This window comes from Legionella hackeliae, assembly GCF_000953655.1.
Lineage (GTDB): Bacteria > Pseudomonadota > Gammaproteobacteria > Legionellales > Legionellaceae > Tatlockia > Tatlockia hackeliae.
In genome coordinates this window covers 1,734,356-1,761,299 of record NZ_LN681225.1, presented here as the reverse complement: position 1 = coordinate 1,761,299, position 26,944 = coordinate 1,734,356, and the positions used below count along the sequence as shown (strand labels likewise).

Sequence of the window (26,944 nt, the reverse complement as noted above, 5' to 3'; positions counted from 1 at the left end):
CAACTCCCTTGATAGTAAAAGAAAAAATACACTTTCTACTTTAACGTTTTTTGGTATGAACGCAAGATTTGTTGGTCAAAACGGTTCAAAAAATGAAGGAAGTATTGATTAATTGTGGGCAATGTGTTAAATTATTGAGCAGTTTAACGTCATGCCTGGATTTTATGTTTTTAAATAACGTTGATGCTAAACCAATGAATACTACTGATTTAATTAATTATACTGACTATGTTAATGACGCTTGTAAAGATCTGTTTAAAATGACAGGCATCAATCATTTCAGCTATGTTGAGATGAATGAAGCAGGAAATTATATTTGGTTGGAATCTGATAGTGATTATTATGAACAATGCGTGCACCAGCATCTTGTTGAAACAGCACCAGTCAGCATCCTGAAAACTTACCCTAAAACTGGATTTTATTTAATTGACGTTTATCAGGAGGAGCGCAAGCAATTCAGTTTACCAGTATTTCAGTTACTCAATAATTTCGGTTATGGGCATTCGTTTCGAATATTAGAAGTCACTGAAAATCACATGATTAAGTTGTATTCTTTTGAGGCTCCTCTTGGAAAGCATGATATTAATCATATCTACTTAAATAATCTTGATATCTTTAAAAAATTTAGCAACTACTTTGAAGACCAAATTACATTTATTCGCGATAAATTCAATAAAAATATAATTCAAGCGAACCAAGTTCCTGAATTTACTAATCTATGGGATACATCATTTAGAGATAAAAACTCTAGCGAGCAAACATTGCCAACAATGTTTTATTCAGCAGAGTCGAAAGTTCAAATTACGCCGCGTGAAAAAGAAGTATTATTTTGGTATATCAAAGGAAAAACTTCTGATGAAACTGCAAAATTGCTGAATGTATCAAGACGAACCATCGAAAGGCATTTCGAAAATTTACGTGATAAATTTGGCTGTTTTTCTAAAAACCAAATTGCTTTAAAGCTAATGAATATGTTTTAAAAATCCCGAATGGATTCTTGCAGGATTTGAGTTGTAAAACTGCTTCGCAAATAAAATCCCCGAGGCAGTGTTAAGATTTTATTACCCCCTTCGTCAAACCCATAACAAAGTGATTTTGCATTGGCTGCTTTAGGGCGAATTTGCAAATACTGTCCTATGGTGGCATCAATTTTTTCTAAATGTCCACTGCCTATCATGTATGTCAATTCATGCCAATCCTGTGAAAGAATGGATTCATCAGTTTCATTGGGTGACCATAAGAAACCATGCCCTATGCGTCGATGCTCAAAAGGAATCGTCTTATCTCCTTCCACAGGTATCCAAAGAATCCGCTTTAACTTGGCATAGCATTGAGACGATATCCATTGCTGCTGATGGATTGTCAATAAGGGAATGCTGGTTACGAAGGTTGATTCAGCGGGTTTTCCTTTATGATTTAAAGGTAAAGTTTTAAGTTCAATGCCAAGATTTGAAAAATCAGGCATAGACTTTGTTCCAGCAGTAGTTCCTAAAGCTAGTTCAATAGCAAGACCTGTCCAACCTTTTCGCTTTGAACTTTCCAAAGGAATACGCAGTCCTAACATAGACGCCAATTGCAAAAAACTTAATCCCTCAATATTTCGACAACGATTGAGAAGTTCAGACTCACTCTTCAATTGTTCTTTTGGAAATAATGGGTGCATGTTCACCTTCTTTTAATTCCACGCTAATAGGTGGAATGGGTGCTTTCACACCCGCTGCTTTGAATTGAGACGTAATTGCAAAGAGTACTTTTGAACGAATTTCAAAGCGTGTATGTGTCTGTACATTAATGAAATAACGTATTTCAAACTCAATTAATGCATCATCAATTTGCTTCAAAAATACTTGCGGCGCAGGATCACTAACAATTTCTGGAATAATGGCCAACACATCCAGAATAAGTTGTTGAATCATTACTGGATCATCGGCTCTACTGACTTTAATTGGAATAACGGTTCGCACGATGCTGTCTTGATGTGTCCAATTGGTGAATGGTTTATTAAACGTTTCTGCATTTGGAATTAACACTTCGGTATTATCCCATGAGCAAACACGCATGGAGCGAATTCCAATATGAGCTACGCGCCCTTCGAAAGTACCCAAAGTAATCAAGTCACCCTCACGTACAGGGCGTTCAATCAATAACATTAAACCACCGACAACATTGGATGCAAAGTCACGTAAACCGAATCCCATCCCAACAGCAAGTCCCCCAATTACCATTGACATACCGCTAAAATCCAGACCTAAAACACGTAAGGTGATAAAACCCCCAACTAAAATAACCGCATATTGGGTAAAAACCGATAAACTGTTACGAATACCGGCATCTCGAGCATTTCGATAAAGCCAACGGTAACCGAATTCACGTGTCCATTTTGCAGACCAGGCAAAGACTGAGAGTAAAATAAGGAATGCGATAATACTAAAGGGAGTAATATAAACTCCTGACAGATTAACCAAGGGATATTCACCAAATTTCAATAAATTGGCAATAATTACTGAGTCAGAATGAAGTCCAAAAAGTTGGCATAAAATATAGAGACTAAAACCAATTAATAAGACCCTTAAAATTTTGTCTAATGGCTTTAGGAAAACCTCAATCCACAACCAGCCGTTGCGCATGGAAGAAATCATCCACTCTGAAAAAAGCTCCAGGGCATCAATTAATAAGCCTCGTGTTACTACGTAGCAGGTGAGGATGAGTAAAATTTGCACCTCATAACGACTCATAGACCATGCCAGATTGATATATCCTATTTGACCAATAACTGCTGTTGTAAATAATGTTAAGGGGATAAGTACTACCAATAGCATTACTGCATTACGGAAATAACGCTTTTTAGTTTTCAAAACAGGATGGAGTAAATGACTAATGGTTTCTCTATTTTTCCAGCCAACAATTGATACGGCTAGCAAAAATAACATAAACAGACGATTAAATATGTCTTGTAGAAGCATCGATAATGGTAACAAATGGCTAATAACCATCAATGCTGTTGCCCAACCACCAGCAAGCAGCAGCCATTTAATACGATAATACAGGCGGACGTCGGTACCAGAGGAATCACTAACTCTCTCAAGTAGTACAAGTCTTGCGATTAGAATAAGAGCTCTGAAAATAAGCCAGACAAAAAATAAATTGAGTAGTAATTGGTAATTAGAAAAAAGAATATGGTTGAAATAAAGTACGACCATCATCGCTGCAGCAAGGGTGAGATGAGGGAATATTACGACTTAATAATATGAGTGCCCCATCATAAAGATGTCCAGATAATCTGGAGCGTTCTTTATCTCTGGTTAATTGTTTTAATAATTTATATAAACCATAAGATCCAAGAATAATGAGACCTAGTATAGTCCATAGTAGGGTTGCAGGGAAAAAATCTAGCCATAGATAATTATCTTTAACCTTCAATGCCAGCGATTTTAGATAGTTATAAAATTGAGTGGGAATATGAACGATCTGCTGAAAAATAATTGGCCAGCTATCAATGCGATACTCAGAGAAGCTCTGTCGAACTGATAGTTGCTTTTTTAACTCAGCCTGATGATTCTCCAGGTCCTCTTGCAAAGTTTGCTGCTGGATAACAACACCTTCTATCCTTGCATTGACAATACGTATTAATGCTGAAAATTGTTTTTTTAAATTTTCATCGGTTAAATGAGCGCGTTCATCAGTCAACATGGAGACTATTTTTTTCAAACTCTGTTCCATATTGGATAATTGAATAATAGCTTCTTTGTAAGTTTCAGCAACTTTTTGCAGTGTTCGAATATTGGGATCTTTCAATAACAAATAATCAGCCTTCACTAATCGCTTTTGGAGGTCAAGTTCGGCTATCTTATATTGTGTTAGGTTAATGACCTGGTTATTAAGCAGTAACTTTGCTTCCGCCATATAGACAGAGGAGAACGCTGCGTCTGTTCTGATATCTTGTTGAAGTTTTATGGTGTGCTCGTACAGGCGAGCTAAAGATTGATTAAATTTATCTTTTTGATGATGAAGCTTTTCAACTTGCTCTTGCATTAAGGCTTTGGAGTACCATAAATCCAATTGTTGTTTATGTGAAACCAATGCATCTTGATAACGAGTGGCCAAGGCTAAATTTTCGTTAATTAACTCAATTGTTTTTTTATTAACATCAGTAAGCGTGTTAATTTTACCAATTCGTTCCTGAGAATTAATTTGTGTTGTTTGAGATAAGGAGGTTTGCTGCAGATTTTTTAATCGTTGGCTAAAATTTTGTTGCAGCTGTTTTTGATTCGTTAAAAAACTCTCAAAGCTCGTAATTTTTGCCTGATTAAGCGCCATCATCGCATTATTTTCTTGCAATTGCCTTTGATAGCTTGCTTGGTCAACAGGCGGCGGTATCAGTTTTATCTCGTTAATGGCCAAGGTAAGTTTATTCTTTTCTTGTACGAGATATTCTATTAGCTTACTCGTGCTATCCTCGGTTTTGGCAAATCCAGAATGCACAGGCAAAAGCCAGAAAAAAACCAGGCTTAGTAAAAGGTAGAAGGAAAACCAGCCGCTCTTTAACGAGGTGCTGGTTTTAATGTGCTTATTTTGTCGCTGTGGGTGCAAGACGAATTCCTAACTCATTAAGTTGCGTGTTCCCAATAGCCGTCGGCGCATTTGTCAAAAGACAAGATGCGGATTGAGTTTTGGGAAATGCAATAACATCACGAATTGAGCTGGAGTAGGTTAACAGCATCGCTAAACGGTCAATACCTAATGCAATACCGCCATGAGGAGGACAGCCGTACTCCAAGGCATCCAATAGAAATCCAAACTTTTCATCGGCTTCCTCTTTTCCTATTCCTAATAATTCAAATACTGTTTGTTGTAATTGAGGTTGATGGATACGAATAGAACCACCACCAATTTCAAAACCATTAATTACAATATCATAGGCCTTAGCAAGAGTCTGTGTAGGATGCTGTTTTAGTGCTTCCACAGACAATTCTTGGGGAGAAGTGAAGGGATGATGCATTGATTGTAATTGATTAGTTTTTAAATCCATCTCAAACATAGGCCAGTTAACAACCCATAACAGACGCCAGCCCTGCTCTACGAGGTTATTGTCATGTCCGAGCTTGACTCGCAGAGCTCCCATGGATTCATTCACTAATTGAGCATGCCCTGCCCCAAAGAAAATGACATCACCGGTTTTTCCTTCCACGCGCTCTATAATTTTCTTGATACAATCTTCAGACAGGAATTTAAGAATCGGTGACTGTAAGCCCTGTATACCTTGTTCGAGATCATTAATCTTAATGTAAGCTAAGCCTTTTGCTCCATAAATTCCGACAAATACACCGTAATCATCGAGCGCTTTACGACTTAATTCGCAACCATTAGGTAGTTTTAAAGCAACAACTCGTCCCTCTGGATTTGCTGCGGCACTTGCAAAGACATTGAAATCACAGTCCTTGACCAAGTCTGCAACATCAACCAACTCTAAAGGAATTCGTAAATCTGGCTTATCACTACCAAAACGTCTCATAGCCTCGGCATAGGTCATTTTGGGCAGTTTTTCGGGCAACTCAACTTGCAGTGTTTCTTTAAAAACTTTCTTCAGCATGCCTTCGATCAGCTCTTGGATATGATTTTCATTGATAAAGCTCATCTCTATATCGAGCTGAGTAAATTCAGGCTGTCTGTCAGCACGTAAATCTTCATCTCTAAAGCAACGGACAATTTGATAGTATTTGTCAAAACCAGACATCATTAACAACTGTTTAAACAGCTGTGGGGATTGGGGTAACGCATAAAATTGTCCAGGATGTACACGTGAAGGCACCAAGTAATCTCTCGCACCTTCTGGTGTGGCTTTAGTAAGCATTGGGGTTTCAATGTCTAAGAAGCCTTGTTCATTGAGATATTCGCGTATAGAGCGGATTAGATTGTGGCGAAGTGTCAAGTTATGTTGCATGTCGCTGCGTCTTAAATCTAAATAACGGTACCGATAACGCAAATCTTCATTCACCATTTGATGAGGATCCGGCAAAAAGGGAGGTGTTTTAGATTGATTTAATATTTCTAGTTCTGCGCCGAGAATCTCAATACGTCCGGTTGCCATTTTTTCGTTGATCATGCCTTGAGGGCGATGGCGAATTGTTCCTGTGATTCGGACAACATATTCATGACGTAATTTTTCGGCAATTGTAAAAACAGAGGCGAATTCTGGCTCATAAACCACCTGAACTATACCTGAACGATCTCGAATATCTAGAAATATCACACCACCATGATCGCGACGATTATGCACCCAACCGCAAATACTAACTGATTGTCCAATCATTGATTCCTGAACGCTAGTGCAATAATGTGATCTCATAGTGGCCGCCTGTTTTTATATAATTAAATTTTTAAATCGGGAGTTACAGCAGTTGTTGGAGGTTGCATTACTCCTAAAGAGATAATGAATTTCAATGCTTCGTCTACAGTCATCGATAATTCAGTTGCTTCTTTCTTAGACACCATCATCAAAAATCCTGAGGTAGGATTAGGGGTTGTTGGTACAAAGACAGATAGAATTTCATCCCCAGTATGCTTTGAAATTATTGTGTCATCGGTGCTCCCAGTGAGAAAAGCAAGACTCCAAATTCCTTTGCGTGGGTATTCTATGAGTAGAACCTTGCGAAACGCTTGGCTATTACTAGCGAATAAAGCATTGATAACCTGTTTGGCTGCGTTATAAATTGAGCGAACCAAAGGAATCCGTGCAAGTACCTTTTCCCCAGAGCTAACCAGACGCTGGCCAAAATAATTGGTCGCAACAACTCCTGTTGTTAAAATAATGACCAGTGATAAAATAACCCCTAATCCTGGAATATGAAAACCGAGTAAGGTGTCTGGCTGATAGGAATTAGGGAGCAAAGCCATGGTTTTATCAAGCAGCTCAACAATAAATCGTAAAACAATGAATGTAACAACAATGGGTAACCAAACTACCAGGCCCGCAAAAAGATAGCGGCGAAACACTTTAGACTTCAATCTTAATCACCTTTTTTCTCTGTTTTGCTTGTTGTTTCTGCAGACTTTTTTTCGGTTGTTGGTGTATCAGTCGTTGCTTTATTCGCTGTTTTATTCTCTTTATTTTTAAAATCAGTGACATACCAGCCGGTTCCTTTTAGTTGAAATCCAGCAGCCGAAACCAATCGTACAGCAGTTTCCTGAAAACATTGAGGACACTGTTTTGCAGGGTCATCGCTGATTTTTTGCATCAAATCAAATTGATGATGGCAATTTTTACACTCGTATTCGTAAATTGGCATCAATTAATCTCCAGAAATTGACCATTCACGCTATTTTTTAGCTTTTTTTAAACAGTATTGAATTATAGCTAACTAGATGCATATGAACAATGCATTAAACACCTTAAACGTGATATAAAAGGCTTTTTATTGATTTGCACCGCGGAATTAGTCTGAAAAGATAACTAAACCCACTCTGAAAGTCTGTGAGCTATTAGTTTTCCTTGAAATGGAACGGTTGCTAACAAAGGAACGGGTATCTTTTCTGATAATGTAGCGATATTGTCTGACAATGCCAGCATATTTCTATCCAGACAATTGGCAATCCATCCACAAAAAGGGATTTTGTTGCTTTGTAAAACCAGGGAAGTGAGTAAGGCATGATTAAGACAACCTAATTTCATCCCAACAACCAGAATAACTGGAAATTGAGTTAGCTTCAGAAAATCTAGCCAGGTTTCATCGTCATTTAAGGGAACTAACAGCCCTCCTGCACCTTCAATAAGAAGATAATCGAATTTTTGATAGTGTTCTTGTGAGCAAAATCTGGCAATGTCATGAACTAATAGCTGCTGCCCTTCTTTTTTTGCTGCTAGATGAGGGGAAATGGGAGCACGAAATCGCCACCTATTAATGGGGTATTCAAGAGTTCGGTTATGCTTTTCCAAATGCAGGACATCTTCACTAAGTAATTGTCCATTGTTATCAATGCAGCCACTGGCGACAGGTTTAACAGCGAGCGTTTTTCCAAATTGCTTAAAATAATCAATAAGTTGGCAAGTTACATACGTTTTACCGCAATCCGTATCAGTACCTGTTATAAAAAAATATCTCATGTAAGAATTGTCTCCAGCGTTGTGATAAATTCGTCTTGATGTGAGAGAAAAGGCATATGGGCTGCTTTTGAGAACATCACATATTTAAAAGAAGGATAAAGCTTTTGCATCACTGGCATGGTAGTACGTGGTGTAATAGCATCAAGCCGACCAAATAGAAAACTGGCTGGTTTTTTGAAATCACTTAAAGCCTGACGCAAATCCCAATCTGCAAGAACTGTTAAGCCGTCTTTCAAGCTGTCTGTATTTGGCAAAAATTGATGAGAGTATTGATAGGTTTGATCTTTCAGTTGTAAGCCAATAAATTCAGAAATTGTTTGCTGCGGATCAGCGGTTAAATTTTTAAAAAAACCATCAAAAATAGATTTATCAATACCAGGCCAATGGTCTTCTTTAATAAAACGAGGTGATGAAGCAATATTAATCAGATGAATGATTCGTTCGGGGATTTCGATAGCCAGTCGAGAAGCATATAATCCTCCCATTGACCAACCCACAAGCACAAAGTCATCAGGTAAATGTCGAAGTAAGTAAGATTTAAATTGAGACCAACTCATCGATGAACTCCGGCCAAATCCTGGCAAGTCAACCAGGTATAGCCTGTATTTTTTTTCGAGGATGGCGGTTAAAGTCAACCATATCGTATGGTCAAATCCCCAGCCATGAAAAAATACAAGAGCTTGTCCCTCTCCTCGTATTTCAATGTTCAGATTCATAAATTTGTTCTAATGTTAAAAATAAAGTCTCAATGTCTTTGGGTTCATGATGATAATTCAAAATAACCCGAAGTCCGGTATCTTTTTTAGTAACAGTGGGTTCTCTCATTGGTTGACAAAAAATTCCCTGTTGTTGCAGTTGCGCTGCATAGTACAAGGCTTTACGCGGGCAGCCTAATTGTAGTTGTTGAATAGGTGTTTGTGAGGGACTCCATTTTAAGGGTGATAATTTTATTGCTTTGTGAAAATAATCAACCAACTCAAATAATTTTTTACGCCGTTCATCTGCATCCATAATTACCGTCAGAGTTTCCAGTAAACCATAAGTGATAGCCGGACTGATTGCTGTCGAATAAGTATGTGATCTTGCTGATTGCAAAAGGGCATCAATCCATCTGCTCTCGCCAACGACAATTGCTCCTTGTGCTCCAAAGGCTTTCCCAAAAGGAATAATTCTCAAAGGCACTTGTTGTTGGTCTAATCGATAATGAACAACTGCTCCAAGACCTTGTGGTCCTAAGACTCCAAACGCATGAGCCTCATCCACGATAAGATTTGATTGTGATTTGTTGCATAAGTCGGATATTTCTGACAATGGAGCTAATTGACCACTCATGCTAAAAATGCCTTCTGTCAAAACAATAGAGTCACTAGTGGTTGTGAGTAATCTGGTTTGCAAATCCCGAAGATTATTATGCAAAAACCGAGTATAACGGGCGTTATTCAGCTGAATGCCATCGTAAAAAGAAGCATGAATGCTTTTGTCAATATAAAGATGAGCGTCAAGACGAGCCAAGAGCGAAATGACACCTAAGTTGGCTGCATACCCTGAAGAAAACAGTAGCGCATCGTCTATCGTTAAAGCCTGTGAGAACGCGTGTTCAAGAGATTTGTGGATAGGATGATAGCCACAAACAACCATCGACCCACCACTGCCACAGGGATATTTTTCAAACCCGATCTGAAACGCTTTTTTGATGTGCTTCTCATGGGTGAGTGACAAGTAGTCATTTGAGCTGAAATTCAGTGAAAATTTTGAACTGCAAACTAGTCGGCGTTGACGATGCAGACCTGTAGTTCGCAGTTCCTGGGAATAATTGTTGAGAGAGTCTTCTATCATGCTTCAGCAAATGCTCTTAAACCTAATTTCTCAAACAAGAGTTGATCCTTGTCTTGTTTGGGATTGGGTTCTGTAAGTAATTTATTACCAATAAAAATCGAATTTGCACCCGCAAAATAACAAAGAGCTTGTAGTTCATCAGTCATTTCCGTTCTACCTGCCGTTAAACGAATGACGCTTTTTGGCATCAAAAGTCGTGCTGTGGCAATTGTTCGAACAAGTTCTATTCCTTCAACGGGCTGTGCTTTTGCAAGAGGAGTTCCTTCAACAGGAATTAATCGATTAATGGGCACACTTTCTGGTGGAGTTTCCATATTGGCTAATGTCATTAAAAACTCTATTCTATCTTCGCGAGTTTCACCCAATCCCAAGATTCCACCGCAGCAAACGCGAATCCCCGCTTGACGTACATGTTCAATGGTTTCTAGTCGATCACTAAATTTTCGAGTGGTTGCTACTTTGTCATAGTAGGATGGTGAGGTATCAATATTATGATTATAGTAATCTAAACCTGCTTCTTTTAGAGTATTGGCTTGTTGGGCGCTTAACATGCCTAAAGTCATACAGGTTTCTAATCCCATCGCTTTAACCCCTGCGATCATGTCTTTCAATTGAGGCATTGCTTTATCTGGAGGGCAGCGCCATGCGGCACCCATGCAAAAGCGTTTGGCGCCATTATCTTTAGCTTCTTGGGCTTTACTTAAAACTTGTTCGACAGTCATCAAATTTTCTTTCTCAACGTGGGTACTGTGATGACCGCTTTGTGAACAATATCCGCAATCCTCAGGACAAGCCCCCGTTTTAATACTTAATAGTTTTGCAAGTTGCACTGCGTTGTCAGGATGATTTTCTCTGTGAACACGGTGTGCTGCATAAATTAAGTCATTGAAAGGTTGTTCATAGATTCTGGTAATTTCACTGAGAGTCCACTGCACAGGTTTATTCACGTTTTCCCCTTGATTATTCTTATTCTCAAAGCGATGTCTGGCATCACTTTCGCTTAGGATGTCAACATGATAAAGTCAGCGCATTTATTGTCAACCTAAAAGTCTATTAATGGTTAACAGCAATCTAATTATCGATAAAGATCTCAAGCACATTTGGCATCCATGCGCCCAAATGAAAGATTTTCAAACCTGCCCTCCTTTAATTGTCAATTCTGCAAAAGGAAGTTATTTATATACCGATAAAGGTCCTCTTATTGATGCATTATCAAGCTGGTGGTGCAAAGCTTTAGGTCATGGTCATCCTGCTGTTATTTCTGCTATCCAAAAACAATTGGAAATGTTTGAGCATGTCATTGGAGCAAATACAACTCATCCTCTCCTAGCGGAGTTTGGTGAAAAAATGGCTAGTTTAAGTGGCAATCAGCATGTTTTTTTTGCGAGTGATGGGTCAAGCGCTGTTGAAATCGCCATGAAGCTTGCTTTACATGCTTCGCAACTAAAAGGCCTCTCTCATAAAACAAATTTCGTGGCCTTAGAAAATAGTTATCATGGTGAAACACTGGGTACACTCAGTGTCAGTGATCTAGGGCTTTATAAGAAACCCTATGAAGATTATGGCGTTACTTGTGAATTTTTGCCGACAATTCCTTATCTTACTGGACAATCTGACTCTTTGTGGTTGAATGCGGATGAACATTGGCAGCAGACATTACCTCAGCTTGAAAAAGTTAAAAACAATACCTGCGCAGTCATAGTTGAGCCTATCCTCCAGGGTGCGGGTGGGATGCTTTGTTACAGCGCGGATTTTCTAAGAAAATTAGCAGAGTGGGCAAAACAAAATGGTATTTATTTCATCGCGGATGAAATAATGACTGGTCTGGGACGAACTGGAAAATGGTTCGCTTCTGAGCATGCCGGAATAAAACCGGATTTAATTTGTTTATCAAAAGGATTAACCTCAGGAGCTTTGCCTCTAAGTTGTGTGTTAATTGAACATTCAATTTATGAGCTTTTTTATGATGATTATGAGAGTGGGAAATCATTTTTGCATTCTCACACTTATAGCTGCAACGCATTAGCAGTAAGCGCTGCCTTGGCAACATTAAATGCAATGGAAGAGGAAAATACGAATCAGCAAGCAATGGATCTTGAGTTTACAATGCGTACATTATTAGCTGAAATAGCATCGATTACCGGGCGTCTAACCAATGTTAGATCCATGGGCGCAATGGTCGCGGCAGATTTGATGGAGATAAAAGGCAAACGTATTGGCTATGAACTATACAAAGAGGCTATTCATCGTGGAGCCTTGTTAAGGCCAATAGGAAACACATTATACTGGTTGCCTCCATTGAATACAGATACTAAGACTATTGAGAGTTTGGCTGAAATTACCCTAAACTCTATAAAAGCGATTTATAGCTAACATTGAATGAGAAAAATAGGCCATACCAATTCTACAACCCTGCGACAAGCAATAAATGGACTGTTGATGCTTCTTACGGTTATTTTTCTTATTCTTGTTTTATATTTCGAATGGTCTCATTTTGAAAGAGAGAGGCGGCGGCAAATCCAATTCGTTGCTGATGAGCTAAAACTTAAGACTGACAACCTCATTGAAGAGGCGTTGAAGTCTGCATACTCCTTTCCTTTATATGGTCGTAATTTTCATGATTGTAAAAATGACCTTATTTACCGTCTAAGAAGTGTGGTTTTTAATCATCCTGCCATTTCTGCCATTGTAATTAGTGATATTCACAATAAAGTGATTTGTTCAACACTAGGAAAGAATTATTCTCTTCCCCCTCCTTCAGCTGTAAGCCCAACTCTGTTCGGGCCTTTAGCAATAGATGATTTAAGAGAAAATGCTTTCTTATTGCAGCAAAAATTGGGTGATTACTATCTGGGCATTTATATTGTACAGCCCATTATTCAAAAGATACTGAATTCTGTTCCTAATGAAATTATATTTTCTGGACTCTATAGTCAGTCACAAAAGAAATTTGTTCTTTACCATGGCATGGACCCTGGTGGCGTTTTGGCAAATCTTAACTCCTCCAATCTGGTTCAAGCTCAGCTTCAAAATCTAGATGAATTCAAAATTATATTGTTAGTTCATCAAAAACATTTTACTGCTGGCTTTCTTTACCACTTATTATTTGCTGTATTGATTATCTTATTAGTTTCCTACCTGTTATATCTGCAAATACGAAATATTTTAAATAAACGTTTTTCTTTAGGTCATGCGATAAATACTGCGATAAAAAACAATAGCTTCCAGCCTGTTTACCAACCCGTGATGGATTGCGAGCAAAATAAATACTGTGGTGCGGAAATTCTATTGCGTTGGAAAACTGATGTACATGAGATTATGCCAGATTTGTTTATTGAGGAAGCTGAGCAATCAGGTCTTATCGTTCCTATGACTTTACAGGTTTTAAGAAAGGCATTTAAAGAGACTCACCTGTTTTTAAGTACAAAACCTGATTTCCATCTGGCTGTAAACCTCTCTGCAGCTCATTTTCAAGACAATGACTTTTTTATTCAATTTTATCAGTTATGCGAACAGTATGAGATTAGGCCTCAGCAAATTATGATTGAGCTCACTGAAAGGGAGTTATTTGATCAAACTAATAAAAAACTGATGGCTAGAATGCATGAATTAAGAACCCGTGGACACTCCTTGGCAATTGATGATTTCGGTACAGGCCATGCTAGCATTAAGTATTTGCAACATTTCCCGTTCAATTATCTAAAGATAGATAAAATATTTATTCATGCCATTGGAACAGGAGCTATCACAGAAAACCTGAATCAGGCTATCATTCATATGGGGAATTCATTAAAGCTTGAAATTATAGCTGAAGGTGTGGAAACCAAAGAACAATTTATATTTTTACGCCAATGTCAGGTAAGATTTATGCAAGGTTGGTTTTTTGAAAAAGCAGTGCCCTATGAGCACTTAATAAAAATACTAATGGATTAACACATGAAAAATAAATTAATTACGATTGCTTTTTGTAGTATTTTTCTCTTATCGCAAACTACTCTCAGCGCAGAATTATCTGACTCAAATTACTGGAAATGTACATCCTATGATGCGGATAATAAATCATGGACAGCACACAGCGATTATCAAATAACATCTATCAATAAAGCGTTTGATGCCTGTAAGAAGCAAAGTAGAGTTCCGACAACGTGTAAGACCTCTAAAGAGGATTGCGAAGCAATTGTTAATGGTATGACTACACGTGCGATGTGGCGTTGTCTGGCACTTGATTTAGCTGCAGTGCCCTGGTTTAGCAATATCTATGACAAGGCAAGTGATGCCGCGATGGGGGCTAAAGCTTATTGTCAGGCAAATAGTGCTCTGCCTGAAACTTGTTACGTGTATTTATTTACTTGTAGAAATCTGAATGTACGGAATTTCTAATGTATTGTGTTGGATTAACCGGGAATATTGCCAGTGGAAAATCGACGGTCGCCTCCTTTCTTAAAAGCAAAGGGATAACAGTCATTAGTGCCGATCATATTGCTCGTGATTTGACCAAAAAAAATGGGCTGGCTTATAAAAAAATCATAAACCGCTTTGGCGAATCTATTCTGGCAACCTCGAAAGAAATCGACCGTGCCAAACTTCGCCAAATTATTTTTTCTAATCCTGAACAACGACTCTGGCTGGAGCAATTATTACACCCGCTTATAAGAGAGCATATTGTGGAGTTATTACCACATAGCAGAAGTCCCTACTCTGTTGTTGAAATCCCTTTGCTGAAAGATAGGCGGGTTTATCCTTATCTTGATCGCGTATTAGCAGTGTTGTCTGATCAACAGGAACAAATTAGACGAGTGATAAAAAGAGATAACTGCTCAAAAGAAGAAGCCAAGGCCATTCTTTTAGCTCAACCTGATGATGCAGAAAGAATCGCAATCGCCGATGATATAATCCTAAATAATGATTCGTTAGAGGTGCTCAAAGAGCAAATTACAAATTTACATCAAAGATATTTGCAATTTGCTGCTGATAAAACCCTTTAATTGATTGTAAGTTTTTAATTTTCTTGGTATTTTCGTATATTGTTATTTTATGTTAAACTGAGCAGCAATCAGCTAAGGACAGCAAACGTTATATGCTTGAAGATACAATCACTTTTCAACTAGCTACTCATTATTTACCTAAAATTGCTTTACGTCTTGAGTATCTCTATCAAACCATTCTAGAAGGCTGTGTAGAGACTCATCCTGTTGTTCATCACTACGCTTTAAAAAATGTTATTGAAATTATTAAATTAATTGAAAAACCTGAGCTTAAGAGTCGATTTTTAAAGGAATTAATGCGTATTGAGCATTCATTGAATAAAAGCAATACAGTTATCTCCGAGGTTTTATACAATAATTTATGTCTGCAAATTCAGATTTTAGCGCATGTAGTTGGGCGATTTGGTGGTGATATTCACAATAATCCTTTTCTGCAATCCATACGAATGTCTTATTCAACCCAAAGTAATGATTGTGAGATGTATTCTCCTCAACTTCTACTTTGGTTAGAATCCTGCCCAACAGTAAGACAACGTGATTTAGGGAATTGGTTAAAGAATTTAAATGCCCTACAAGCGACCGTGGAATTATATTTGTCTTTGCTTAGAGATAGTGCAGAATTTAACAAGATAGATATGTTTAACGGGTTCTATCAGCGCCCTCTTCCTCCCAAATCCTCATGTCATCTTATTTTATTAAGAATTGAAAAATCATTTGGTATTGCTCCTAAAATACAATTAGGACATCATGGTTTGAGTCTGCGACTATGTGATATTAGCACGATGCGTGAAGTACGAGAAACCAATGCCAGACTTGATTTGGCTATTTGCCAGCTGTAACCCTAACTAAAGTGCTCTTCTGTTTCTGTAACTTCATCATTCTGGCATAATAGCGTTGAGTAATTTATGAGGTAATCCCTTTGTCGCACAAAAATAATGGCGCTTTATATGCTGCACTGTCAGGCCTTTTTTTTGGATTAATTGGTTATTTTGGTGTTAGCGTGATGAACGCCAATGTCTCTGTTAATACCATGTTGTTCTGGCGATTTTTAGTGTCTAGCTTATTTATGTGTCTACTTTTAATCCCTCGCCTAAAATTGCTTTCTTTTAATCTCATTGAAATAATCAAAGTTACTTTTTATGGCGCTGCATTTTATGGGACGTGCTCCATTTTATATTTTGTTTCTACAGAATACATTGGTTCGGGATTATCGATGGTAATCTTTTTTACCTATCCCTCAATGGTACTATTAATTAATTTCCTGTTTTTTAAACAAAAAATTAGCAAAATTTATTACGTGGCATTAATGATTATTTTTGTGGGTATGATGTTATTGGTGAATGGCAGCCAATTCCATTTTAATTTAATGGGAGTTGGTTTGAGTTTATTATCAGCTCTTTTGTACGCTCTTTATTTAATAGCAAGTAAAAGCAGTCCTGTACCAGCACTTCTAGCAACATTATTCGTGTCAATTGGTGCAATGTTGGTTTCTTTAATAGCGGCTTTTATTGAAGGAACATTTTTTATACCCACTCGTCTTGATGTTTGGTTCAATATTTGTGGCATTGGAGTTATTTGTACCGCCTTGCCAATTGTATTGCTACTAAAGGGTTTGCAACATATTAGTTCTTTACAAGCATCAATACTGTCTGTACTTGAGCCTGTATTTGTTGTTATTTTTGGAATACTGCTTCTTGGTGAACAAATTAACCTTGTACAGGGATTCGGGATAGTTGTTTTACTAAGTGGAGCATTACTATCTTTAATGAGCTATCGTTTTGAGTAGAAAAAATGCATTTCCATTCAATACATTATCAGATATCATAAATTGGTCTAAAAATTAGGAATCAGGGATTGAATATGTATTTAGAGAGAAGAAAGGCGTGTCAGTTAGTTGTTATTCCCTTAATCGCTACAAGTACTTCGTTATTTTCAGCCACCACACTTAATAAGGTTGTTTATAAGGATGGTCCTCCATCACCATCTTATGTTATCACATTAAGTGCGGGTCCAGCTTGGGCTGATCCAGGTGAAACGCAGACATTTTATGTTGCTCCTGATATTATAAAAACTTATGTACCCAATAACTCAACTCGAACTTTGGCAGCAGGCGAAATCTTTATAGGTCTACAACAAGTCTTAAGTGAGCAATGGCAAGGGCAATTTGGGATTGCAGTCGCAGCAGCTGGAAATGCAAAACTATCGGGTATTATTTGGGATGATGCTGATCCTCAGTTTGATAATTATAGTTACAGTTATCGCATCAATCATGGTCATATCGCCGCCAAAGCTAAATTATTATTTGATAGAGGTTATGCGGTTATTCCCTGGATAAGCGGCAGCGCAGGCGTAGGTTTTAACCATGCTTATGATTTTAATAATAACCCTTTAATTTTTGAAGCAATTCAAATGCCTAATTTTGCTTCAAACACAAAAACCACATTCACCTATACATTGGGTGCTGGTCTGCAGAAAGCAATTTCTACCAATTGGCAGATTGGCGTTGGCTATGAGTTTGCTGACTGGGGGAAAAGCCAGCTTGATCGTTCGGTAGGACAAACTTTAAACAGTGGACTAGCTCTTGATCATGTTTATACCAATGGCGTTATGTTCAATATTACCTATTTGGCATAAGGGAAAAATATGACTATATCTCGCAGACTATTCGCTGCTTTTGCTGCATTATTTATATTTACAACGGCAGAGGCTGGAAAACCGCTCTGGACGTTTGATCCGGAAACAGCAACCTCTATTACCCTTCTTGAAAGTGATGTAGCCACTGTTCAATATACAGTGACCAATCAATCCAGGCTATCTCATGTTTTGCAAATGAAGCCGATTACTGGGGTTCAACAAGTTGCAACTGGAAATTATTGTCGAAAAAATTTCCGTTTAGCCTATCATCAATCCTGTACTCTAACCTTGCGGATAATAGGTAGTGCATTGAGAGGAAGTCTGGTTGGTGGCCCTACGGTTTGTGATAACCAGAATCCTAATGAATGTTATCAACCTAGCTCGGAAGATATACTCAAAGTTAGACTTGTTTTAGAGCCAGGTCAAACCAGACTTTCAAGTAGTGTATCCACATTAGCTTTACGCGTTAGCGGAACTACCCGGGTCATTACGATCACTAACACCGGTTCAGAAGTAGCAACGGATGTTGCCTATAGCCTATCATCAGCCTTACCAGCAGGAACAACGATTACACCTGCTAATTGTGGAACTATTCAACCAGGAGGGAGTTGTGTTTTAAGAATAACTCCAGGAGTATCTCCAACTGCCACTCCAGGTAACCTTAACCCTACTCCCATCACTCTAACTATTAAGGGTAAAAATACGAATACTTTAGCACCAACTCTTAATATTTTGACTTATGGGAGTGTTTATCAATCAGGCTTTGTCTTTGCCTTTGATGATGGAACACCAATTACTGGGAGTGTTGGCGGCAAAGTTGCAGCGCTCTCCAATCAGGCATCTCCAATGACAGGTGTTTTATGGAGTTCTGATAATAATGGTGTTGTCGTTACAAATAATGTCCCGGGTATCTATCAAAACTCGACAAACCCTCCGTCAGCTTGTAATGGAAACACCGATGGTAGTTGTAATACCGGGGTAATTGTGACGTATTATTCGCCACCACAAACAAATCCAGCGATTAATCGTTCTCTTTATGCAGCTGGACGTTGCAAAGCAACAATTGGTGGATACACTGATTGGTATTTACCATCGATTTGTGAGCTTGGATATTATACTGGAACAGGTCCGGACACTGGTTGTGGCACTGCGCTATCTCCAACATTACAAAATTTACAGAGCAATTTGGTCGAAAATGGGGTTGGAAATTTATTTGGGGTGTTTTGGTCATCGACTGAACTATCTACTAGTCCATTTGATGCGGCATGGGCTCAAATATTAGTTTTAGGGGCAGGAGAACAAGGTCCTGATGATAAATCTGAGCTCCGAGGTGTGCGCTGCGTCCGTGTACTAACATTGTAGGGAGCATTGTCTCTTCGTAGGTCTGGGGTCTTAACCCGGCCTACGTATGAGTTCAGAATGTTCGCACCTCAATAATCCTTGTAATTCATCCAATGCAGTTTTATCGTTAATTTTTATTAAGGTAACCCAAGCAGCAATAATTTTGTTGTAAGTTAAAATCCGCTTTAATAATTGTTTATTATTTTCATTTTTTGCGATTATGTCTTGCAATTGCTGTTGCTTTTTATCCAAAGCTTGATAGTAATCTATCGTGTTAGCTAACGTTGGATCATCTTTATCCTTGGCCCATTGCCTGATAATATGTAATCTATTCTTTTGATAATCAGCGAGCTCTTTGTCATTATTGTTTGCCGATAAATATTGCAAATAATACATTTCCAGTTGAAAAGGATGTTTATACAGGTCCTGTTTAATAATTGCTTGATAAAACTCTTGTTCAAATTGATAAATTTTGGAATTTAAGTGGGTAATTTGATGTTGTCTTAAGCTTTGACTCCATTGTGCATTGATTACATTGCGATAAAGATTCATCATACCCTCCCAAGTTGACTCTAACTCATCTCCTTGTTCTTGGATTTCTTGTTCTAATGCGGTTATTTTTTTAGTTTGCTGTGCTATTGAAAGCTGTGTAAACTCTTTAAATTGTGGAAACAGAGAAATAATTTTAGCTTCATTGGCTTTACTTAAATTAACAAATTGATTTAAATCTTGGTTATTAATTGATTTAAGTTCATTCTTGTAATCATTAAAGAGTTTTTGAATTGCTTGTTGATTAAAATTTGCAATACGTGAGGAGAATTGATCTCGCATAAAGTAATCGGCCCATTGCAATAAATAATAATCAGAAGTGCTAATAGGAACATCTACCGTCATGTCGTCTAATATTGCTTGTTGGTGCGCAGTAAAAATATCTTTTGACGGGCTTTTAAGTCTGTGGCCGCTTAATATACTTGTTCCTGTGTAGTTTTCAGTAAACGATCGCTCGTAACCCTGATAAGTAGCACCGTCAGCATCAGCTGTACAACCTGAAGCATAATGATCTTCTGTTGCAGCAGTAAATCCACAAATTTTGGGATTCGCACTGGGATAATTGTCTTTTAGTTTGACCGATAATTGGTGGAAACCACCGGAATAACATTGTGACATAACAAACACAATATGTTTGCTTGGCACTTGTTCTAACAGCGAACGAAGTTCATTTTTAGATAAGCAAGCCTTATTAAAATGGCTCTCGTTAGTAAAATTGTTGATAAAAGGTTTGTCATAGTGCCATAGGTCAATGCAATTATTACTATAGGGAGCGGCATTTTTATCTTCAAAAAAATTATAGGGCATTCCATGATCACTAACAAAAAGGAATAAATTATCAGTGGGTTTTAGAGAAAGGATTTTAGGGGAAAAGAAGTAACTACTGATTTGTCCTTTAGTGGCAGGATGATTGTTTGAAATAATACCAGTTAACATTAAATCCGTTTTGTCATATTTATCCTGCTTTGTATTGATTTTTTTATGCACATCTAACGGGATTGGCTGGTGAAGTTCATTATTCCCTGCGCCAAAATAAACGCTTACTATCTCTTTACCATATTGGTTGACCAAAAACTCATAAAGCGTTTTAGTTTGTAAATATTGTGAATAATGATTAAGTCCAGGATTATCACCACCCGAAAGAACCAGAACTTGACTGGCTGTATTCCCGATAATGGATAGGAAACTAAAGAATATAAAGAGTAATGCGCGTTTCATTTAAGTTCACACTATTTTAGGAAATTTGGCTATTTTCGAGAGAGTATAATAATTCAATAATTTTACTATTAGCTTCTGGAAAATTATAAGTAGATAAGTCGTTTATGCTCACCCAGCGAAGGTCCATCTGTGATTCAAGACAGGAAGCTTTTCCATTAAAATCTCTTACTTCGAAAATCAGTAAACTAACAGTTCTTGTTGGGTAGGAATGAGTAATTTCTTTCAAAAAGCGATAAGACAGTATATCTATCCCCACTTCTTCCTTAATCTCTCTAATCAGAGCCTCTGCAGGTGCCTCATTAGATTCAAGTTTGCCGCCCGGGAACTCCCACATGCCCCCATGAGGAGCATGTAGGGGTCGACGAGTAATCAGTACTTCATCCGATTGATTAATAATGACGGCAACAGCTACTTTCAAACTAAACTTCCATGACAGGATTTAAACTTTTTGCCAGAACCACAAGGACAAGGATCATTTCGTCCAATTTTTCGCTCGGCTCGTCTAAAGGTAGTATCTGCTTGCTCTCTATTGTCAGCATCACCGTCTTGATGAAGGAATTGCATCTTTTGCACTTGCTCTGCACGACGTTGTTCTTCTACAGCATTAACATCTTCTGCGGTTTGAACTTCGACTGAAGATAACAAACGAACAATGTCATATTTTAAGTTATCAAGCATCATTGAGAATAAAGTGAAGGCTTCGCGCTTATATTCTTGCTTGGGATCTTTTTGAGCATAACCACGTAGGTGAATACCTTGTCGTAAATGATCCATTGCGGCTAAATGTTCACGCCAATGGTTATCAAGTGTTTGCAAAATAACTGATTTTTCGAAGTCTGCGAGAACTTCACGACCAGTTAGTTGCTCTTTTTCCTTGTAACGCTCAACAGCCAGAGCATAAATTCTTTCACGAATTTCTTCGGGCTGTAAACCATGATCCGCTTCTACCCACTCATTAATATTTGCCTTCACTTTGAAGTCTTCAGCTAAAGTTTGAGACAAACCCTTCAGATCCCATTGATCTTCCAAGCTTTGTGGTGGAATAAAATTATCGACCAAGCTATAAATGACGTCTTGTCGCATAGCCTCTACAGCTTCCTGTGGATCTTTCACCGCCATGAGGCCTGCACGTTGTGTATAAATTACCTTTCTTTGCTCATTAGCAACGTTATCATAATCTAACAATTGCTTACGGACATCAAAATGATGTCCTTCTAACTTACGTTGGGCGTTTTCAATGGCTTTGGTAACCAGAGTATGTTCAATAGGTTCACCGGGTTTCATTCCTAAGCGGCGCATCATTGCAGCAACACGTTCTGATGCAAAAATACGCATTAGATTGTCGTCAAGAGATAAATAGAAACGGCTACTTCCTTGATCCCCTTGACGCCCAGAGCGGCCGCGAAGCTGGTTGTCTATTCGACGAGACTCATGCCGTTCAGAGCCAATAATTCTTAAGCCCCCTGCTTCTAATACGGTTTCATGACGTTTTTGCCAGTCTGCTTTAACAGCTTGACGCTCAATATCAGATGTTTCTGCTGGTAATGCTGCAAGCTCAGCAGACAAGCTACCACCCAAAACGATGTCTGTTCCACGTCCTGCCATGTTAGTGGCAATGGTCACTGCCCCAGGTCGACCGGCTTCAGCAATAATTTGCGCTTCTTTTTCATGGAATTTAGCATTTAATACTTGATGTTTAACACCTGCTTTCTTCAAAAGATTACTTAACAATTCAGAGGCTTCAATAGAGGCTGTACCCACTAATACCGGTTGTTTTCGAGCTACACAATCTTTGACATCATCAATAATGGCTTGATATTTATCTTGTTGGGTTAAATAAACCAGGTCAGGTTGATCTTGACGACGCATGGGTTTATTCGTTGGGATAACGACAACCTCAAGATTATAAATTTGCTGGAATTCATAAGCTTCTGTATCAGCAGTACCTGTCATTCCAGATAGTTTATTGTACAGTCTGAAATAATTCTGGAATGTTATTGAGGCTAATGTTTGATTTTCATGCTGAATAGCAACACCTTCTTTCGCTTCTACAGCTTGATGCAAACCCTCAGACCAGCGGCGACCTGACATGGTACGGCCGGTATGTTCATCGACAATAACAACTTGATTATCTTTAACAATGTAATCAACATCACGATGAAACATAGCATGCGCTCTCAGTGCAGCATTGACATGATGCATTAGAATGATGTTACTTGCGTGATATAAACTTTCACCAGGATCAAGCAGTTTTTTCTCAGTCAATAAATCTTCTACATATTGATGCCCTGCTTCGGTGAGATGCGCTTGTTTTTGCTTTTCATCCACCGTGTAATGGCCATCATCCCCTTCCTCTACTTGTTTTTTAAGTTGAGGAATTAATTCATTTACTTTCTTGTAAAGCTCAGAACTACCTTCTGCTGCACCCGAAATAATTAATGGAGTTCGTGCCTCATCAATGAGGATGGAGTCAACTTCGTCCACAATGGCAAAATTTAATGCGTGTTGAACTTTATCTTCAAGACTAAAAGCCATATTGTCACGCAGATAATCAAAACCAAATTCATTATTGGTTCCATAAACGATATCTGCACGATAGGCTGCTTGCTTTTCCGGATGAGGCATATCGGGATAAATAACACCCACACTTAATCCTAAAAATTCATAGATGGGCTTCATCCATTGACTATCCCGTTTAGCGAGGTAGTCGTTCACCGTAACAATATGGACTCCACGCCCGGTGAGTGCATTTAAATAAGCAGGCAGTGTTGCTACTAGCGTTTTACCTTCCCCGGTACGCATTTCAGCAATATTACCTTCGTGGAGAACCATACCTCCAATTAGCTGCACATCAAAATGGCGCAATCCCAAAGTTCGTACTGCTACTTCTCTTACTGCAGCAAAGGCTTCGGCAAGCAATTCATCCAGGGTTTCACCATCAGCTATGCGTGCCTTAAATTGCGCGGTCTTCGCTGCTAGCTCTTCATTTGACAGTGCTTGCATTTGTGTTTCAAATGCATTGACTGCTTGTACCATTTTTTCCATTCGTCGCAAAGTACGTTCATTGCGGCTACCAAACATTTTTTTCATCAGGGTATTTAACATAGCCTTGATAATCCTCTAGACAATTCCAGCTTCAAAACTGCTTAATTTACTAGAAATTTGCTAAAAATGCCATGTAAAGCGCTTATTGTTTTCTTGAAATAGCAAAGTTAGATGCCAAGATAGTTTCAAAAGAAGATTACAACAGTAAAATCGTATTTTTTTAATTCAATCTTGCACACAATAATAGTAGTAAATCAAACCTTGGTAACATTCTAAATTATAGGTTCTTCCACTCAATAAATCTTTAAGTCGATCAAAATCACAGATTTCTTCGAAAATATAATTTTGACTGTAGTGATACCCTAGAGCACAAATATAAGCATGAGCATTTGAAAAAAATGTTGTCATCAAAAAGAGTAAAGCGGATAGTTTTTTCAATTATTATCTCAACTTATTGGTTCTACTACAGAGAAGAGGTCCACTGTATCTTTTAGCATTTCAATTTTTTTGCTCTGCTGAATTTTCATCAATTGCTCCTTCCATCGTTTAGCCCCCGATAATCCATGCGCAAAATTAAAAAGGGGTTTCAGTAAAATCGTTAAGGCTATTCCTTGTGAAAATTTTGATTCGATATACTGCACATAATGTTGCAAAATTTCATGTCGTGCAGGAATTGGGATTTCTGGATAATAGTAATGATGAATTGCTGCTAAAGCATAAGGGTTATTGCAGGCTAATCTGCCTAACATCACGCCATCTACGAATAGCATATGTTGCTCAATTCCCGTGATGTCATCAATATTACCATTAATAACTACAGGCAATTGTGGCAGTTCCTGTTTAATTTTATAAACAAACTCGTAGTTTACCGGTGGTATGGTACGATTCTGTTTGGGATTTAATCCGGAAAGCCAGGCTTTTCGGGCGTGTACAATTAATTTATCACAGCCCGCATCAACCAGTTTATGCGCAAAATTAGCAAAGAATTCATAACTATCCTGATTGTCAATTCCGATTCTGGTTTTAGCTGTAACAGGGATAGAAACAGCTGACTTTATTGCATGAATACAGGCAGCTACCTGATCAGGTTCGTTCATTAGGCATGCACCAAAACGCCCTGCTTGAACTTTGTCACTGGGACAACCTAAGTTCAAATTGATTTCATCAAAACCCTGATTTTCGGCAAGTCGAGCACACTCAACAAGCTTCGCCTTATCCGAACCACCCAACTGTAAAGCAAGCGGATGTTCTATTGAATCAAATGTAAGTGCTCGCGAAGGATTATTAATGACTGCGCCTGTTGTCTGCATGTCTGTGTACAATAGCGCGCGAGGTGCTATTAGACGCATAAACACCCGGAAATGGGTGTAGGTCCAATCAATCATTGGTGCAATAGACAATGGAGAAATTAGTGCTGACAAAATATTAAACTTCCAAGATTAAAAGCTAACTCAATAGCATCGTAATAAACAATACGTTAGGTGCGCTACATAATGACAATATGGGCTAATTATACACTTCTAAGGCATCAATAACCAACTGTAGTTTTGTTCTACCCTGGTAAGAGTTGATATCAAGTTTATAAGCGGCGTGGATTTGTCGAGCACGATGATTGGGCCAGAGATTAACATCAATGTTAAAAGCGATTGCCTCAAAGTGCCCTCCCTCGGGATGAGCTAATGTAAGCTTTAAATGATGCTGTCCTACCAAACGTTGTTCTAGAACTTCAAATATATTATCAAAACAAGGCTCAGGAAATTGTTGGCCCCAAGGACCTGCTTGCTGCAAAAGTACGGCGGTTTCAAGGCTTAATTCCTGGGTATTCAATGATCCATCAGTTAATATTTCACCTTCGCATTGGCTAATATCGATGTATTTATTCACTTCAGCGACAAAGGCTTGCTGAAAAGTAGTAAAACTGCCAGGAACAATACTCAATCCCGCTGCCATAGCATGTCCACCAAACTTTGTAATTAGTCCTGGGTTATCTTTGTCAACGGCAGCTAGAACATCACGGATATTTAAACCTGGAATTGAGCGGGCTGAGCCTTTATATTCGGTGTCACTCACTTTGGCAAACGCAATGACCGGTCTGTGATACTTTTCCTTTAGGCGTCCGGCAAGAATCCCAATAACACCCTGGTGCCATAGTGGATCCACCAAACACAATGCTGCTGGTAATTGGGAGTTTTCAATTTTTTTTGTTAATTTTTCGACGGCGATCATTGCCTGCTCTTTCATCTCTGCTTCAATAACGCGACGCTCCTGATTCAATTCATCCAAATGCGCTGCAAGAGAACGTGCTTTTTCCATATCGGCAGTAAGAAGACAGTCAATACCTAGGGACATGTCATCTAATCTGCCAGCTGCATTCAAACGCGGAGCAACAGCAAATCCCAAATCACTTTCCCGAAGGCGCGCGCAGTCACGGCCTGCTATTTCTATTAATGCTTTAATTCCTGGTCGACACTGCCCTTGCTTAATTCGTGTTAAACCTTGATTAACCATAATTCGATTATTTTGATCCAGGGGAACGACATCTGCCACCGTACCAAGAGCAACCAAGTCAAGAAACTGTGCCATATTCGGTTCAACTAAACCTTGTTCTTCAAACCAATTGTTTTTAACCAGTTGTCTTCTTAAGGCAAGCATCACATAAAAAATTACACCTACTCCAGCAATGGATTTGCTAGGGAAAGGATCATTGGGTTGGTTAGGGTTTACTATTGCACATGCTTTAGGCAATGTTTCTGCAGGCAAATGGTGGTCAGTGACTAGCACATCAATCCCAAAGGAGTTTGCCGTTTCAACGCCATCAATACTGGCAATTCCATTGTCTACAGTGATAATTAAATGAGGCTGCCATTTCTTGGCAACCTCAACAATGGCGGGTGTCAAACCATATCCAAAATCAAAACGGTTGGGTACTAAAAACTCAACTTGAGAAGCCCCCATTATTCGTAATGCTGAAACCGCAAGTGCGGTTGAAGTGGCTCCATCAGCATCAAAATCACCAATAATTAAAATTCGCTCTTGAGCTTTTAACGCTTGCTCTATACGAATGGCTGCTTTTTCGATATCGATTAGCGCATTAAAGGGCAACAATGCTTGAAGTGTTTTATCCAGTTGTTTAGTTTCTTGAATACCTCGTGCGGCAAAAACCCGCTGAAGAACAGAGGGATAGTCAGACAAGGATGAATTTATCGAAGGCACTTCGCGTCGTTTAATGCGCATA

The 26,944-nt window shown here is 38.5% G+C and carries 24 protein-coding genes; 9 read left to right on the top strand and 15 right to left on the bottom strand.

The genetic code is table 11. From position 1 onward, the window contains the following. Positions 1 to 92: 92 nt before the first annotated feature. Positions 93 to 980: a helix-turn-helix transcriptional regulator gene (locus LHA_RS07870; protein WP_082650291.1), complete on the top strand. Its 888-nt coding sequence runs from the start codon at positions 93 to 95 to the stop codon at positions 978 to 980. On the opposite strand, the gene mutH is transcribed toward LHA_RS07870, so the two are convergent. From mutH to bioB, 10 genes are all read right to left on the bottom strand, one after another. Further along, positions 977 to 1,663, bottom strand: coding sequence for a DNA mismatch repair endonuclease MutH (gene mutH, locus LHA_RS07865; RefSeq protein ID WP_045106053.1), 687 nt, complete (start codon positions 1,661 to 1,663; stop codon positions 977 to 979). The two genes, LHA_RS07870 and mutH, sit on opposite strands and share 4 nt — an antisense overlap. After that, a complete protein-coding gene (locus LHA_RS17305; RefSeq protein ID WP_231861883.1) occupies positions 1,626 to 3,200 on the bottom strand; it encodes a mechanosensitive ion channel family protein in 1,575 nt (524 codons plus the stop codon). Before LHA_RS17305 ends, mutH begins: the two co-directional genes overlap by 38 nt. Further along, positions 3,163 to 4,590: a hypothetical protein gene (locus LHA_RS17300; RefSeq protein WP_231861882.1), complete on the bottom strand. Its 1,428-nt coding sequence runs from the start codon at positions 4,588 to 4,590 to the stop codon at positions 3,163 to 3,165. The genes LHA_RS17305 and LHA_RS17300 overlap by 38 nt, the downstream gene beginning before the upstream one ends. Then, the gene (gene aspS / locus LHA_RS07855) at positions 4,568 to 6,346 is read right to left on the bottom strand and encodes an aspartate--tRNA ligase (protein ID WP_045106052.1); all 1,779 of its coding nucleotides are present in this window, start codon (positions 6,344 to 6,346) and stop codon (positions 4,568 to 4,570) included. Before aspS ends, LHA_RS17300 begins: the two co-directional genes overlap by 23 nt. Positions 6,347 to 6,369: 23 nt before the next feature. After that, entirely contained in the window at positions 6,370 to 7,005 is a 636-nt protein-coding gene (locus tag LHA_RS07850) for a DUF502 domain-containing protein (protein ID WP_045106051.1), read from the bottom strand. 2 nt (positions 7,006 to 7,007) lie between these two features. Next, complete coding sequence (locus LHA_RS07845; RefSeq protein WP_045106050.1) at positions 7,008 to 7,286, bottom strand: FmdB family zinc ribbon protein; 279 nt, start codon at positions 7,284 to 7,286, stop codon at positions 7,008 to 7,010. Between the two features lie 164 nt (positions 7,287 to 7,450). Then, complete coding sequence (gene bioD, locus LHA_RS07840) at positions 7,451 to 8,101, bottom strand: dethiobiotin synthase (RefSeq protein ID WP_045106049.1); 651 nt, start codon at positions 8,099 to 8,101, stop codon at positions 7,451 to 7,453. After that, positions 8,098 to 8,817: an alpha/beta fold hydrolase gene (locus tag LHA_RS07835; protein ID WP_045106048.1), complete on the bottom strand. Its 720-nt coding sequence runs from the start codon at positions 8,815 to 8,817 to the stop codon at positions 8,098 to 8,100. Before LHA_RS07835 ends, bioD begins: the two co-directional genes overlap by 4 nt. After that, the gene (locus LHA_RS07830; RefSeq protein WP_045106047.1) at positions 8,801 to 9,937 is read right to left on the bottom strand and encodes an aminotransferase class I/II-fold pyridoxal phosphate-dependent enzyme; all 1,137 of its coding nucleotides are present in this window, start codon (positions 9,935 to 9,937) and stop codon (positions 8,801 to 8,803) included. Before LHA_RS07830 ends, LHA_RS07835 begins: the two co-directional genes overlap by 17 nt. Continuing rightward, the gene (gene bioB / locus LHA_RS07825) at positions 9,934 to 10,884 is read right to left on the bottom strand and encodes a biotin synthase BioB (RefSeq protein ID WP_045106046.1); all 951 of its coding nucleotides are present in this window, start codon (positions 10,882 to 10,884) and stop codon (positions 9,934 to 9,936) included. The genes LHA_RS07830 and bioB overlap by 4 nt, the downstream gene beginning before the upstream one ends. 109 nt (positions 10,885 to 10,993) lie before the next feature. Between bioB and bioA the strand changes: the two genes are divergently transcribed. From bioA to LHA_RS16035, 8 genes are all read left to right on the top strand, one after another. Further along, positions 10,994 to 12,310 carry an adenosylmethionine--8-amino-7-oxononanoate transaminase gene (gene bioA / locus LHA_RS07820; RefSeq protein ID WP_045106045.1) on the top strand — a complete coding sequence of 439 codons (1,317 nt, stop codon included), beginning with the start codon at positions 10,994 to 10,996 and terminating at the stop codon, positions 12,308 to 12,310. Between the two features lie 6 nt (positions 12,311 to 12,316). Continuing rightward, on the top strand, positions 12,317 to 13,870 hold the full coding sequence (locus LHA_RS07815) for an EAL domain-containing protein (protein ID WP_082060316.1): 1,554 nt from the start codon (positions 12,317 to 12,319) through the stop codon (positions 13,868 to 13,870). 3 nt (positions 13,871 to 13,873) lie between these two features. Next, entirely contained in the window at positions 13,874 to 14,317 is a 444-nt protein-coding gene (locus LHA_RS07810; protein ID WP_052673641.1) for a hypothetical protein, read from the top strand. Continuing rightward, a complete protein-coding gene (coaE, locus tag LHA_RS07805; RefSeq protein WP_045106043.1) occupies positions 14,317 to 14,922 on the top strand; it encodes a dephospho-CoA kinase in 606 nt (201 codons plus the stop codon). The genes LHA_RS07810 and coaE overlap by 1 nt, the downstream gene beginning before the upstream one ends. A gap of 92 nt (positions 14,923 to 15,014) precedes the next feature. Beyond that, complete coding sequence (zapD, locus tag LHA_RS07800) at positions 15,015 to 15,761, top strand: cell division protein ZapD (protein WP_045106042.1); 747 nt, start codon at positions 15,015 to 15,017, stop codon at positions 15,759 to 15,761. Between the two features lie 80 nt (positions 15,762 to 15,841). Continuing rightward, complete coding sequence (locus LHA_RS07795) at positions 15,842 to 16,708, top strand: DMT family transporter (RefSeq protein WP_052673640.1); 867 nt, start codon at positions 15,842 to 15,844, stop codon at positions 16,706 to 16,708. A gap of 74 nt (positions 16,709 to 16,782) precedes the next feature. Next, on the top strand, positions 16,783 to 17,556 hold the full coding sequence (locus LHA_RS07790) for an outer membrane protein (RefSeq protein ID WP_052673639.1): 774 nt from the start codon (positions 16,783 to 16,785) through the stop codon (positions 17,554 to 17,556). 9 nt (positions 17,557 to 17,565) lie between these two features. After that, positions 17,566 to 18,918: a DUF1566 domain-containing protein gene (locus tag LHA_RS16035; RefSeq protein WP_052673638.1), complete on the top strand. Its 1,353-nt coding sequence runs from the start codon at positions 17,566 to 17,568 to the stop codon at positions 18,916 to 18,918. Positions 18,919 to 18,948: 30 nt separating this feature from the next. Here LHA_RS16035 and LHA_RS07780 read toward each other — a convergent pair whose 3' ends face one another. The 5 genes from LHA_RS07780 to recJ all read right to left on the bottom strand — a co-directional run bounded on the left by LHA_RS07780 (position 18,949) and on the right by recJ (position 26,943). Beyond that, positions 18,949 to 20,664: a hypothetical protein gene (locus LHA_RS07780; protein ID WP_231861881.1), complete on the bottom strand. Its 1,716-nt coding sequence runs from the start codon at positions 20,662 to 20,664 to the stop codon at positions 18,949 to 18,951. A gap of 16 nt (positions 20,665 to 20,680) precedes the next feature. Then, the gene (mutT, locus tag LHA_RS07775) at positions 20,681 to 21,082 is read right to left on the bottom strand and encodes an 8-oxo-dGTP diphosphatase MutT (protein WP_045106040.1); all 402 of its coding nucleotides are present in this window, start codon (positions 21,080 to 21,082) and stop codon (positions 20,681 to 20,683) included. Continuing rightward, the gene (secA, locus tag LHA_RS07770; protein WP_045106039.1) at positions 21,079 to 23,769 is read right to left on the bottom strand and encodes a preprotein translocase subunit SecA; all 2,691 of its coding nucleotides are present in this window, start codon (positions 23,767 to 23,769) and stop codon (positions 21,079 to 21,081) included. The genes mutT and secA overlap by 4 nt, the downstream gene beginning before the upstream one ends. A gap of 386 nt (positions 23,770 to 24,155) precedes the next feature. After that, positions 24,156 to 25,133, bottom strand: a complete 978-nt coding sequence (dusA, locus tag LHA_RS07760; protein WP_082060315.1) for a tRNA dihydrouridine(20/20a) synthase DusA — start codon at positions 25,131 to 25,133, stop codon at positions 24,156 to 24,158. Positions 25,134 to 25,215: 82 nt separating this feature from the next. Continuing rightward, a complete protein-coding gene (gene recJ, locus LHA_RS07755; protein ID WP_045106036.1) occupies positions 25,216 to 26,943 on the bottom strand; it encodes a single-stranded-DNA-specific exonuclease RecJ in 1,728 nt (575 codons plus the stop codon). Between the last annotated feature and the right edge of the window lies 1 nt (position 26,944).

Excerpts from the sequence above, each read along its gene's own strand:
- mutH (WP_045106053.1), bottom strand. The coding sequence starts at position 1,663 with ATGCACCCATTATTTCCAAAAGAACAATTGAAGAGTGAGTCTGAACTT.
- LHA_RS16035 (WP_052673638.1), top strand. The coding sequence starts at position 17,566 with ATGACTATATCTCGCAGACTATTCGCTGCTTTTGCTGCATTATTTATA.
- LHA_RS17305 (WP_231861883.1), bottom strand. The coding sequence starts at position 3,200 with ATGGTCGTACTTTATTTCAACCATATTCTTTTTTCTAATTACCAATTA.
- zapD (WP_045106042.1), top strand. The coding sequence starts at position 15,015 with ATGCTTGAAGATACAATCACTTTTCAACTAGCTACTCATTATTTACCT.
- LHA_RS07870 (WP_082650291.1), top strand. The coding sequence starts at position 93 with ATGAAGGAAGTATTGATTAATTGTGGGCAATGTGTTAAATTATTGAGC.
- LHA_RS07810 (WP_052673641.1), top strand. The coding sequence starts at position 13,874 with ATGAAAAATAAATTAATTACGATTGCTTTTTGTAGTATTTTTCTCTTA.
- bioD (WP_045106049.1), bottom strand. The coding sequence starts at position 8,101 with ATGAGATATTTTTTTATAACAGGTACTGATACGGATTGCGGTAAAACG.
- aspS (WP_045106052.1), bottom strand. The coding sequence starts at position 6,346 with ATGAGATCACATTATTGCACTAGCGTTCAGGAATCAATGATTGGACAA.
- bioA (WP_045106045.1), top strand. The coding sequence starts at position 10,994 with ATGGTTAACAGCAATCTAATTATCGATAAAGATCTCAAGCACATTTGG.
- LHA_RS07815 (WP_082060316.1), top strand. The coding sequence starts at position 12,317 with ATGAGAAAAATAGGCCATACCAATTCTACAACCCTGCGACAAGCAATA.
- recJ (WP_045106036.1), bottom strand. The coding sequence starts at position 26,943 with ATGCGCATTAAACGACGCGAAGTGCCTTCGATAAATTCATCCTTGTCT.
- LHA_RS07830 (WP_045106047.1), bottom strand. The coding sequence starts at position 9,937 with ATGATAGAAGACTCTCTCAACAATTATTCCCAGGAACTGCGAACTACA.
- LHA_RS07790 (WP_052673639.1), top strand. The coding sequence starts at position 16,783 with ATGTATTTAGAGAGAAGAAAGGCGTGTCAGTTAGTTGTTATTCCCTTA.
- LHA_RS07780 (WP_231861881.1), bottom strand. The coding sequence starts at position 20,664 with ATGAAACGCGCATTACTCTTTATATTCTTTAGTTTCCTATCCATTATC.
- LHA_RS07845 (WP_045106050.1), bottom strand. The coding sequence starts at position 7,286 with ATGCCAATTTACGAATACGAGTGTAAAAATTGCCATCATCAATTTGAT.
- LHA_RS07835 (WP_045106048.1), bottom strand. The coding sequence starts at position 8,817 with ATGAATCTGAACATTGAAATACGAGGAGAGGGACAAGCTCTTGTATTT.
- secA (WP_045106039.1), bottom strand. The coding sequence starts at position 23,769 with ATGTTAAATACCCTGATGAAAAAAATGTTTGGTAGCCGCAATGAACGT.
- coaE (WP_045106043.1), top strand. The coding sequence starts at position 14,317 with ATGTATTGTGTTGGATTAACCGGGAATATTGCCAGTGGAAAATCGACG.